Here is an 11768-nt window from a genome sequence, read left to right on the forward strand (position 1 = left end):
TAATGACACATCTATCACTCCACATTCTCCTGCTCAGGGGTGGCAGGAGGTATTAAATATGTGGATCAGTTTTCAATGCAAATTAAGGGGAAAGTGGATCAGTTTTGGATGCAAACTAACAGGCTTGGTGATTATTTTGATATCTGCAGCATGCTGGAAGTTATGGGGAGATCCTGAACTACTAGGAACATTGACTAATGAAGTGTTTATAATTTTATTACTATTCACTTTTATTACGCTCATAGCTGCCCGTCAATCTGGTATTCGCTTGGTTACCAATGCTGTAGCGAAAGCTATATAGCACTAATTCGATAGCAGCAAACTGTTTTAAATGAAGCAGATATAAATTTCAAGACAGTAAACACTACCCTATATAGCTCTCCTACACTTGGAGCTTATAAATGTTACCGGTTAACATGAGTTTTAGCCAAGAACAAAATCTCTTAGGTACCAGAGCTAGATTAGGTTTCAATCTGTCTTACCTGCTTCACTAACTTAGCCTTTTCTTCCTCCGTCATCTTTTCAAGCAAGCACAGCAACTCTGCTGTGCTTTCTGACTCACAGAAAAAATAAGCCACTGGCACACCTAATTCGTCAGCCATCGATTTTAGCGTAGCGTAGTCGGGTGTGTGCTTTCCCTTCTCATAATGGTTCATGCGTGCGCTTGCCGTACCAGGTTCCATTCCTAATTGAATGCCCAGTTGTTTTTGGCTGATGCCCGTCGCTTTTCTTGCCTGCTTAAGCCTAAGCGGCAGTGGATTGATCTGCTTTTCTGACACGAGTTCATTATTGTCTGATCCTAGATAACTTAGATTGTCTTAGTTTTTTCACTTAAGGTATACTAAGGAATCCTTAGCTTTTTGGGCCGCATTGTCAAGTTTTAACCCAATTCGATGAGGCCTGAACTGATAAAAGGGAAAATAGTTAGAGGATATTAATTATAAAAATGTCACGGAATGGCTCATTACACATTGAAATCATTAATAATTGGTAAAATCGTGACCCAATCAAAAATCCGTGTAAACGAAATACTTATTGGTATTTTGAAAATTACAACACTAACTGAATTTACTGCTATCGAACTAAAAAAAATGTTCATAGAGCAAGTACCTAATAGAAAAAACAAAGAAACAAGCCAACTAGTGCATAGAACACTGAACAAACTGTGCCGAATCGGCTTCCTAGAAAAGCACAGTGATGGCAAAAAGGTGTTATTTACTAAGACCCTAGCCTTTGATGATAGTCGTCTGTGCCCAAGTAAACCACAAAGTCAGACTTCGCAAGTGACCGAAGTTAAGTCCGAGGGTGCTCAATTGCAGAAACTCAAAGCCACACTCAACCAATATCAAATTGATCTGCTTGAACACATTGGAGAAGCTGAGGAATTTAAACGGCTATTTACCGAATATCCAGAAACTAAAGCAACCCTATATTCCCGCTATATGGAAGCGCGTAACTTAAGTTCATCAATCGTTGGTAAAATTAAGGCCATAGAAGCCTGTATAAACGCCCTTGAGGAGTTATGACATGAAACTCAGGTCATGGCAGCAAGCTTGCGTTTACAAAGCGCTTAGTCTCTATCAATCACAAAGTCACTTTATGTGCTTAGCGACTCCAGGAGCGGGTAAAACCGTCATGGCTGCAGAGCTATCGGCAAGACTCATCGAAATGGGAACTATTGATTTTGTTTTGTGCTTCTCACCATCATCTGAGGTCAATGAAAGCATCCGTTCTACTTTTTCTCGTCGATTACAAAAACGTTTTGACGGTTTAATAGGGTCAATAGGAAGTGTCTATACCTACCAATCGATGCCCTCTTTAACGCCCGATTTCTGGCAGCTTCTACATAGTCATAATGTTTTGGTTATTATGGATGAAGTGCACCATTTGAAAGGAGCTGAACTTAATGAGGCTAATGCTTGGGGAGAAGAGGTTCTCCTCAACATCCAAAATAAGGCTAGATATACATTGGCTCTTTCAGGCACCCCTTGGCGTTCAGATTCTGCGCCGATTGTTCTATCGCGATTTACGGAGCCCGACAATACCGTCCACTGTGATTTTATTTATGGCTTAAAACAGGCTATTGCCGATGGTGTATGCAGACAACCTCATATTACACTGATCGATAATGAAGAAATCAAATTAGATATTAATGAAGAATCTGAAACATTTACGTCTATAGCAGCTCTTTTGGAAGGCTCTAGTTACAGTTATCGAGCATTATTAAATAATCAGCACATCACGCACTACATGCTTAAACAAGGCGTTGGTAAACTAAAAGATATACGTAAAACTATTCCCCTTGCAGGCGGGCTTATTGTTGCTTCATCTATTAAGCACGCTAAACAGCTTTATCAAACGCTCATTGACGATTTTCAGCAAACGGCATGTATCGTTACGTCCAAATTGAAGCGCCCTTCACACACCATTAAAGCTTTCAGAGAAAGCGATATTCAATGGATAGTCAGTGTCGGTATGATCTCTGAAGGGACTGACATTCCAAGGCTTCAAGTTTGCTGTCATCTGAGCGGTATCAAAACTGAAATGCATTATCGACAAGTATTAGGACGAATACTAAGAGTCACTTCCGCTGAAGTTCAACAAGCTTGGTTATTCACCTTAGCTGAAGCTAGCCTTACTGAATTTGCATACCGTATCGGTCAAGATCTGCCCGAAATGCCAGTGGTTATTAATCAAAAAGAGCAACAACCAATAAATTTGGCATTACCAAATAACTCAAGCTCAACCGAAATTGACCATGACGAAAGTGCCAATCTGCAAATCTCAGATTTATCGCTATCAAGCAAACCGAGTATACAGTCACACCTATCTGATATTGAGCAAGAAAATCACTACAACTTAGCCTTGTTAGGCGGATACAAAGAACAAATAGTGAGGATGTTTGATGCTCATTAACTGAGTAGCTGAGCCAAGATTAATAAGTTTAGTTTTAAGGCATTCTCCAAACGACTAAATCCTCTCCTTCATTACTTCAAACTCAAGATATCATTGAGCGCCATCGGCTTAGTATACTTTGGACCTATTGTAAGCTGATCAACAGTTTGCATATCAGAGTTTATGCGTGAAGCACTTTCAACCTCTTTAAACTTCAAATTTTCAATGGGAATTTCGAACAGATTGGGTTGTTCAGGAAACAGCCTTGAGTAAGCTGATACTAGGTGGGTTTTAGATATCGTATTACTCTTTTGGTTTAATGCAAAAATTAACGCTTCTATTAATAATTCTTTTAATAAACGATTTTCCCCGTTACTTGCGGCAAATAAACGAGCAGAGAGATCTGGAGATGCAAAATCTGGCGGAAATGCAAGAGGCATACGATTAGCCAAACCCTTGATATAGCTGAGATAGTATTTTCTTTTAACTTTGTCGATGTAATGAAAATGAGTCAATTTTCGTCTACGAATAAGACGAGATTCCCATTGAGGATCTTCACAAATTTGCTCAGCCCATGGCATTCCTACAAAAGCTATCGGAACTTGAGCCTCCTCGCTTATGTATTTTAGAGAGTTACCAATAGCTTGACGCTCTTGCTTACTTTTATATTCGAGTATCTCTTGAAACTCATTGATAATAATCAGCTCAACCTTAGTGCGTTTTAAGGCATTGACTAACTTCTGCTCTAGATTTGTAGCAAAGCCCCGGCGCTTGTATTGACTAGTACCAAATAGCTCAAGATCATGAAGCATTTGAACTAGAGTACTATCTAGGTCACGTTTAGCAGATATACGAGTTACTAATATTGGCGTTTGTCTACAACTTAGTTGAGAGGCTAATGCCTTGTCCTTGTAATGGTCAATCAAAGCACTTTTCCCTGTTCCAGCTTCACCCGTAATCAAGATGCATTGCTGATCTTTCGAGATCAAACGTCGAGCTCTTAAACTGTCAAGCTCACCCATTATATCTTTCACATGATCGTGCTCTATATAACATAAGGAAAACTGTGTCGCTGTAGCCATTATATCCATACTTAAAACGCCTCTATGTCATCACTATTCCAATCAAAGGTGTCGATGCCATTGTTATCATTTTTAGGCGCCTTCGCAGATGGTAAAGCTTGTGAGGTATTCACTGGTACCGTTGAATGAGCTGTATTGCTGTCTATGCCTTGATATTTTGCTAACTTCTTCATTCCTTTTTGCTTTTGTTTATTCACCAGTGCTTGATTGACCATCTGTTCAATCTCTAACCGGCTCTTCGCAAGCGATACCGAGTCTTGAGAGTCGGTAACGTTTCTTCGGCGATTTTTAATATTGACCTTATGTTGGGTTAGCGTGAGACCAATGGTATAGCCATCGGGATCTTTAGCGGGTACTTTGAGGTAGCATTCTTGCTGTTCTAAATACACATAGATGTAGCTTAAATCGTGAGGATTAATTTTTATATCAGCTTTCAAACCACGCTTAGAGGCAACTGGCGTGTATTTTCGATACTCCAATAACTCTGGTGAATCGTACCGCAAGTGCAAAAACTGTATACCATCTTTTGAAATAGAACGTGTGTCTAAAACTCCTAGTTTGACGCACAGGAGTTCTTGATCGTCACCAGCATATTCAATCGGTGGATAAACTGACGCGCCTTCATACCACTTTGCAATTGGCACTCGTGTTTTTCGGTCATCTGCTTTTTGGTTATAAACCTCAATAATCCACTTGTGCAGTAATTCATTAAATAAACTAAAACTAATGGCAGCTTCTTTATCTGGTTGATAATCCCCTTTGGCGTCAATGCTTCTAAAGTTTTTTCCTGGCAGCGAATCTAAAAACTCTGTGTTTAATGTTCCAAAGAACCGCTCCACTTTGGGCTTTTTCCAAGGTTTGCCAACGGGATTGTAACTCGTGTTAATACCAAGCTCTTTACAAGCAGACTCTAACGAATCCCCCCAAAACTCAACCCCATTATCAACGACTAAGAGCTCAATTTTTCCATGGCAAGGCCAGTCAGCATTGATACTTGAAAAACTATTAATTACATCATCTTTACTCAGCATCGTATTAACTAATGCTGCTCGAATAGATAAATGACTAGGCTCATTAAAACTGACGTAAAAACCCACAACGCAACTACTGTAGCAATCCACGAGTGCGGTAATAGTTGGCCGACCAATCACGATCTGGTTATCTTCCATTAATACAGTGAAATCGAGTACCGTATGATCTATCTCTACTCGCTCCATGACACTGGTTGGCTCTGAAAATTTATCACCTAGCTTGTATTTTTTTTGGACATAGCTACGACCAAAACGCGCTAAGTCAACATCATAGGGTTCCAAACTTTTAATACGTGCATTAAAGCCTGTATAAGAAAGAGGGGTTATTTCCCCTGATACCAAACGACTATTTTCGACTTGAATTAGATCACAATAGTAACGGTAGGTAGTTGCGACACTTGGACGCTCTTTTCGCAAATACTTATCTTCTAATGCTTTATTAAAATAAAAATCACCGCTGCTATTTTTAAGGGCTCTATTACCTTTTTTACCATGGGAGGGAATAAGTGCAGTTATGCAGAAATTAGATTTCCTATATTTACTATACCAAGCTGCTATAGCACGCCACTTTGGCTTAGGTTCATTATCATAGGAGGTCAACTGTGCCAGTAGTGGATCTATATTCTTCTGGGTCCAGCCTCCATCTATACGTTTATCAATAAACCTGATGTAGTGCAAACGCTTTTTAGTTTCATATTGAATAGGTTGATCATACATCTCGAGAGATTTACTAGCATTAATACTAATCGAGAATTTGGCATCAGTTTTTACACTAAAAACCTCAGAATCGAACTCATCGATTTCATCCCTAAATAGGTCAGTATCTTCATCCATGGGCGATAGAGAGTTCAGTATCTAAACCAAAAGGAGTCGCATCTAAGTCAAACTGTATTAGCCCCTGTGATGCACCAATTAGAACCAGTTTATTAAGTTGCCCTTGGGTTAACTTGGATTCATCAAGTAACTCACGCACTGTCACGACACCAAGCTTACGTACCAATGACAATACCCATTCAATTTGAGTATTGTATTTTGAATCTCCAGAATAGCGGTGTAACAGTTTAAGGTTATTAAGGAGTGGGCCTTTATGCAGCTGTCGTTCCGTGATCAATCTGAGTACTATACCAAGCTCAACACAAGACTGCTGTTTATGCTTAAACCTGTGCTTTACCTCTGGATCACGAGCCTCTTTTGAATACTTAATCTCATAGTAGATCTGCTTACCATCTGCACTTGAGACCAGAAAATCGGGGGTATAAGGAAGGGACTTACCGTAATACTGGTAATAAAAACCAATAGGCTGTGCTTCAAAGGCAGACACCGACTTGCTGTATTCAAAATGAAAGCAAGCATCAAACTCTAATGAAGACTCTAGCGTTAACGAAGCACGATTCTTTAAACTAGCGAACTTAAAGAGGTTCTTCACGCGAGAATGCTTTATGTTTCTTTGATACATAAAAACACTCAGATGTAGTTAAATGACAAATAAACACTACACTATGTAAACTTACAGTTCAAATTATGCACACTTATTTGTCGTTATGCAGACTTATATGTAATTTATGCTGACTTATCCTTCAAACAACAAAGTCCTAGGTGTATTTAATTGGGGACGCTTAACCCGCCTTCATCGCAGCTTTCACATACACATCGAAGCGGTTTTTCTTGGTTGCTATGACCATGGAAGGCTTTACGCCATCTAGATCTTCGGCGTAATCGGGGCGCTTTACTACCACGCGCTTAGTGGCTAATGCCATGGCTGGCGCGAGAAGTCCGTCGGCATCGAGATCGGCACCAACCAGAGACTGGAATACGCGCATCTCTTTTTTTACCAATGCCGACTTCTCTCTATGGGGATACATGGGGTCTAAGTACACCACATCTACCTCCTCACCCAGCTCGATAACGGACTCGAGGCTCGAGCCATGTACCAGGGTCATGCGCTCGCGCATCCAATCGCCTATCTCTTCGCTTTCATAGGCGCGGCGCAAGCCGTCTTCGAGCAAAGCGGCAACCACAGGGTTTCGCTCCACCATAGTGACATTGCAGCCCAGGCTAGCTAAGACAAAGGCATCACGACCAAGGCCTGCGGTGCCATCGACAACACTGGGGTTCACCCCTTGCTTAAGACCCACGGCTTTGGCTATTGATTGCCCTCGCCCACCACCAAACTTACGGCGATGTGCCACGGCACCAGAGACAAAATCGACACTAATTCCCTTCAGTTTTGGCTCATCACGCTTATTGAGAATCAAAGTGTTATTCTCGAAAACCAGCTCAAAAGTGGCTGTTTTATCAAAAACGAGCCCCCAACGCTGGCAGATAGCCTCCAAAGAAGGGTATTGAGCATTAAAGAAGATGCCTATCGGCGGTAATGATTGCTTAACTTGGGTCACGTGGGCTCGTAATCAGACGGTTATCAGCCCATTATGCCAAAAGCACCGCCCGGTGAATACATCGGCTTACATCTTCCCTCCACCAGCCTTCACGTCATCAATGTGCAGAGTGCATTAACCACAATGGAAACTGTGCTAAAATAGCGCTAATTTGTTTTCTCTTCATTTTCACTGGATCTTTCATGCTAAGTTACCGCCACGGCTATCACGCCGGAAATTATGCCGATGTATTAAAGCACTCTGTTTTATTGCAGGTACTTAAACTAATGCATAAAAAGCCGACACCTTTCGCCTATATTGATACCCATGCAGGCGCGGGCGGTTATGCCCTAAGCGATGAATTCTCCCAGAAAACCGGAGAATACTTAGAGGGGGTCGCTAAGCTATGGGGAAAAGAGGATCTACCTGAGCCTTTAACTGAGTATATTGCTGATGTCACTCACTTCAACCAAGGTAAACCGGAGCTCTCTTTCTACCCTGGTTCACCCGCTTTTGTCGATATGAACAGCTATGAAAAAGAGCGCATGGTACTGCATGAGCTTCATGGTGCCGATCATGCTCAGCTTGAAGAGCAATTTTCCGGTGACAGATATATTCGCATTGTCAAAGACGATGGCTTAAAAGGGTTAATCGCAGCGGTTCCACCTCGTGAGCGACGCGGCGTTATCTTGGTAGACCCAAGCTACGAGATGAAAACCGATTACCAGGATGTGCCTAACGCGATTATAAAGGCCCATAAAAAGTTCGCCACGGGTGTATATATGCTCTGGTATCCGGTGGTTAACCGTGCCCAAACCGAAGGCATGTTGAAAATACTTGCCCAGAGTGGCATTAAAAATCAGCTGCGTATCGAACAGTCAGTAAGAGCCGATAGTGATGAGTTTGGTATGACCGCAGCAGGCCTTTGGATTATCAACCCTCCGTGGAAACTCGATGAGGCGGCAAAAGAGATATTAGATTACCTCTCACCACTACTGAATCAAGGCGGCGGTAAGGTCACGATGACATTAGAGGTCGGTGAATAAGCCTCTAGCTTGTGGCTAGTTACTCTGCATTCCAAAAAATGAGCCGGCTTTGCCGGCTCTTTTTATATATATTATCAATTCTTTATTCAAAATGGTTCGCATGGCGTGCCCTGATGAAAGATCATCTGCCAACGCCCCTGGCTTTTTCTCCATAGCGAGCTGCGTAGGGAGTAACGGGTGATAAACTCACCGGGTTTCTTCATCGTTGCCTTATAGACAAGCTGAGCAACATCGCAAGAGAGATGTCTCAATTCGAATGCGGAGGCTGAAAATTCGGGGCACTTCTCCCGGGGGAGCTGCTCTAACACCTCTTTCTTGCCGAAGCTTATTCCCGAACCGCCAAACTCGAGAAAATCGTCATGGATAAGCAGATCCAGATCCTGAATCGACACCCTCACATCGGCCTTAAGAAGATAAAGCTCCAGCTCAACAAGTTTTTTCTTCAAACTGGTGTGCATACACTCTCCTCCCTGCAAGACTGACCGCATAGATACGCGAAAATATCAATCGACAATTACTGCCTTAATAATAACTTAGCACAAAAAATTAGGTAATGAGTCGATTCTTAAACATAGATTCTATTTCCAGGAATATCCACTCCATCACAGGCCCGCAGGCTCTGTCACGCCGGTTTACCACCCCCATCTCAACCAGCAGAGGATCGGGAATATTTTCTGTCGACAGCTCAATGACCTCATCTGTGTACCACTCCGAATTAGCTAGGTGATCGGGCACCAATGCCCAACCGAGGCCTCTGATAACCAAGGCTGTGATGTAGTAGTAGCTGTCGATATACCAGTGATTAGCCGATAAAGCCTTAGCCTGATTGCTTCCGACTCGGTCGCGGATAACCAACTGACGATATTGGTTAAGGTCTGCAATTGTGGGGGACTCAATCTTAGATAGCGGATGCTTAGGCGACACGATCAATGAGTGATAAAACTGACCAATAGACATAAACTCTAACGAGTCAGAAAAAGACTTAACATAAAACAGTATCCCCATATCCGCCTTGCCCTCATCGACCCATTGAGCAATATCATCCTGAGAGCCATTTATTATGGTGAGCTTAAGCAAGGGAAACCGCTGAGCGACTCGCTCAATCAATGATTCGAACGTATTAATTGGCACGGCTTCATCCATAGCAATGGTTAACGCTATCTCCTCTCCGGTGGTCACCGTCAATGCCCTCGATTGCAGTCGCTGACACTGTTCGAGCACGGCCTGCGCCTCAACAAACATATCCTCGCCATGCTGAGTTAGGACTGGCAACTTGGCAGTTCTGTCAAATAACTCAAAACCGAGATCGGCCTCCAGATTCGAAATAGCGGTACTCACCCTTGACTGCGCACGGCCTAGTTTTCGTGCTGCCGCAGAAAATGATCCACACTTAACCGACAGCACAAACGCCTCTAACTGCGCCAGAGTCCAATTCATAACTTCTCCATTAACACACTAATCATATGAGACAACCATATGAGACAACCATCCGAAATTCGGATAGGTATCAACTTTAATCAATCCGCTTATGGAGAGTATCCTACGGGCCTCCGCTAAGTACCAGAAAATAAGTACCAAAAAAGATTATGCAAGCCAACATCCAGGATATAACCTCAGATCGCTCAATACAGCGCACCTTTTGGCGTTACGCTATCCCTTCGATAGCTGCCATGCTAGTGAGCGGGTTATACCAGATCATCGACGGTATGTTTATCGGACACTATCTGGGCTATCAGGGCTTGGCGGGCATCAATGTCGCCTGGCCCATTATCTATGTGATTGCTGGTGTGGGCTTAATGATTGGGATGGGCGCTGGCAGCCTCATCTCAGGCAGTCGCGGAAGAAGCTCGACAAGCCAGCGAGGCTCAATAGAGGCTGGCAACGCTGATAAAGGAGTAGCAAAAATCCTATACACGGCTATGGGTTTGTCCATAGGCTTTGGAGCTATTCTTTCATACCTGCTCTTTCTAAACGGCACCGACCTGCTGCTTGCTCAGGGCGCAGAAGATCAAGCCTTAGTATTAGCACAGCAGTATATCTCTGCTTTCGTATGGACCGCAGTGATCACTATTCTTGCATCCGCCCTGCCCATGTTGGTTCGTAACGATGAGAGTCCGAACATAGCGACGGCGCTGATGGTCACCGGAGCATGCATGAATATCGTACTAGACTACCTGCTCATCGTTAAATTCGACATGGGGCTGAAGGGAGCCGCGCTCGCAACCGTATCAGCGCAGCTGTCAGTTTGTGTTGGCGGCTTCGCCTATTTTCTTTCGACTAAAACTCAACTCAAGTTGTCCGAATATCGTCCAAGTTTTCATACCAAGCTGGCCGGAAGGATTCTGCTGCTGGGATCATCGAGTTTTGTTATGTATATCTACACCAGCTTTGTCTTTGCGCTACATAACCGTCTGTTTATGGAATATGGCACCTCCTTAACCGTTGCGGCCTTTACCATTGTCGGTTATCTGATGGTTCTCTACTACTTCATTGCAGAAGGCATTGGTGAAGGTATGCAACCTCCGGTCAGCTTCTTTTTAGGAGCGACACAGCCCCATAATATAAAGAAAATGGTGCTGTTGGCGGCAACGGTCTCACTCACCATAGGCATTAGCTGGACCGCGATACTTAACCTGTTCCCCGAAACCATGATTGGGTTATTTAACAGCGACGATCCAGAGCTGATACGGGAAACCATCACCGGCATTCACCTACATCTGTTTGGTATGTTTCTCGATGGGTTAGTGGTGTTAGCAATCATGTATTTTATGGCAGTAGATCAAGGCGGGAAATCGTTAGCCATCTCTTTGGGCAATATGCTTATCCAGCTGCCTTTCCTCTACATATTACCTAAATGGCTGGGAATATATGGTGTATGGATAGCAATGCCACTCTCTAATGTGGTGATGTTTATTATCGTTGCCCCTATGGTGTGGCGTCACATGAATGCGGCAACCTCGCATAAGCAGATAGCAAGTCTGGCCACTGCTTAAGCTACTCATGGTGAATAAGAGATTGAAGTGTGGCTATCCCTGCTTGCGATATCGCTCCAACAAGATCTTCACCCGTTTAACGTAGGCTTGAGTCTCTGAAGGTATTGGAGCGGGATCCTAAGGAATAAGATTATCACCTAAGCACTCAGCCACTAAAACGACTTACCCCGGCTTGCGGTATCGTTCGAGTAAGATCTTCACCCGTTTTACGTAGGCTTGAGTCTTTGAAGGTATTGGAGCGGGATCCTAAGGAAGGAGATTATCGCCTAAGCACTCAGCCACTAAAACGACTTACCCCGGCTTGCGGTATCGTTCGAGTAAGATCTTCACCCGTTTAACGTAGGCT

General features: G+C 43.2%; 12 protein-coding genes. 5 read left to right on the top strand and 7 right to left on the bottom strand.

Annotation, left to right across the window (positions count from 1 at the left end):
• A partial coding sequence (locus EKG39_RS23535) for a hypothetical protein (protein WP_221767391.1) occupies positions 1–301 on the top strand: 301 nt, incomplete at its 5' end.
• 160 nt (positions 302–461) lie between these two features.
• On the opposite strand, the gene EKG39_RS23005 is transcribed toward EKG39_RS23535, so the two are convergent.
• A complete protein-coding gene (locus EKG39_RS23005) occupies positions 462–779 on the bottom strand; it encodes a helix-turn-helix domain-containing protein (RefSeq protein ID WP_126508291.1) in 318 nt (105 codons plus the stop codon).
• A 219-nt stretch (positions 780–998) separates the two neighbouring features.
• On the opposite strand from EKG39_RS23005, the gene EKG39_RS23010 reads away from it, so the two are divergent.
• Together EKG39_RS23010 and EKG39_RS23015 are read left to right on the top strand one after the other, a co-directional pair.
• On the top strand, positions 999–1526 hold the full coding sequence (locus EKG39_RS23010) for a hypothetical protein (protein ID WP_148103070.1): 528 nt from the start codon (positions 999–1001) through the stop codon (positions 1524–1526).
• A 1-nt stretch (position 1527) separates the two neighbouring features.
• On the top strand, positions 1528–2916 hold the full coding sequence (locus tag EKG39_RS23015) for a DEAD/DEAH box helicase (RefSeq protein WP_126508293.1): 1389 nt from the start codon (positions 1528–1530) through the stop codon (positions 2914–2916).
• Between the two features lie 71 nt (positions 2917–2987).
• Here the strand turns inward: EKG39_RS23015 and EKG39_RS23020 are convergent, their stop codons facing one another.
• From EKG39_RS23020 to EKG39_RS23035, 4 genes are all read right to left on the bottom strand, one after another.
• The gene (locus EKG39_RS23020) at positions 2988–3986 is read right to left on the bottom strand and encodes a TniB family NTP-binding protein (protein ID WP_126508294.1); all 999 of its coding nucleotides are present in this window, start codon (positions 3984–3986) and stop codon (positions 2988–2990) included.
• Between the two features lie 2 nt (positions 3987–3988).
• Entirely contained in the window at positions 3989–5842 is a 1854-nt protein-coding gene (locus EKG39_RS23025) for a Mu transposase C-terminal domain-containing protein (RefSeq protein WP_126508295.1), read from the bottom strand.
• Positions 5835–6434: a TnsA endonuclease N-terminal domain-containing protein gene (locus EKG39_RS23030; RefSeq protein ID WP_185817698.1), complete on the bottom strand. Its 600-nt coding sequence runs from the start codon at positions 6432–6434 to the stop codon at positions 5835–5837. Before EKG39_RS23030 ends, EKG39_RS23025 begins: the two co-directional genes overlap by 8 nt.
• 190 nt (positions 6435–6624) lie before the next feature.
• Positions 6625–7404 carry a class I SAM-dependent methyltransferase gene (locus EKG39_RS23035; RefSeq protein ID WP_126508297.1) on the bottom strand — a complete coding sequence of 260 codons (780 nt, stop codon included), beginning with the start codon at positions 7402–7404 and terminating at the stop codon, positions 6625–6627.
• A gap of 182 nt (positions 7405–7586) precedes the next feature.
• Between EKG39_RS23035 and EKG39_RS23040 the strand changes: the two genes are divergently transcribed.
• Positions 7587–8429: a 23S rRNA (adenine(2030)-N(6))-methyltransferase RlmJ gene (locus tag EKG39_RS23040; RefSeq protein WP_126508298.1), complete on the top strand. Its 843-nt coding sequence runs from the start codon at positions 7587–7589 to the stop codon at positions 8427–8429.
• Positions 8430–8515: 86 nt separating this feature from the next.
• Here EKG39_RS23040 and EKG39_RS23045 read toward each other — a convergent pair whose 3' ends face one another.
• Both EKG39_RS23045 and EKG39_RS23050 read right to left on the bottom strand, forming a co-directional pair.
• On the bottom strand, positions 8516–8887 hold the full coding sequence (locus tag EKG39_RS23045) for a nuclear transport factor 2 family protein (protein WP_126508299.1): 372 nt from the start codon (positions 8885–8887) through the stop codon (positions 8516–8518).
• Positions 8888–8975: 88 nt separating this feature from the next.
• The gene (locus EKG39_RS23050; RefSeq protein ID WP_126508300.1) at positions 8976–9866 is read right to left on the bottom strand and encodes a LysR family transcriptional regulator; all 891 of its coding nucleotides are present in this window, start codon (positions 9864–9866) and stop codon (positions 8976–8978) included.
• Between the two features lie 149 nt (positions 9867–10015).
• Here EKG39_RS23050 and EKG39_RS23055 point away from each other — a divergent pair, with 149 nt between their 5' ends.
• Entirely contained in the window at positions 10016–11422 is a 1407-nt protein-coding gene (locus EKG39_RS23055) for an MATE family efflux transporter (protein WP_126508301.1), read from the top strand.
• The last annotated feature ends 346 nt before the right edge of the window (positions 11423–11768 follow it).

This window comes from Shewanella atlantica, assembly GCF_003966265.1.
Taxonomy (GTDB): Bacteria; Pseudomonadota; Gammaproteobacteria; order Enterobacterales; family Shewanellaceae; genus Shewanella; species Shewanella atlantica.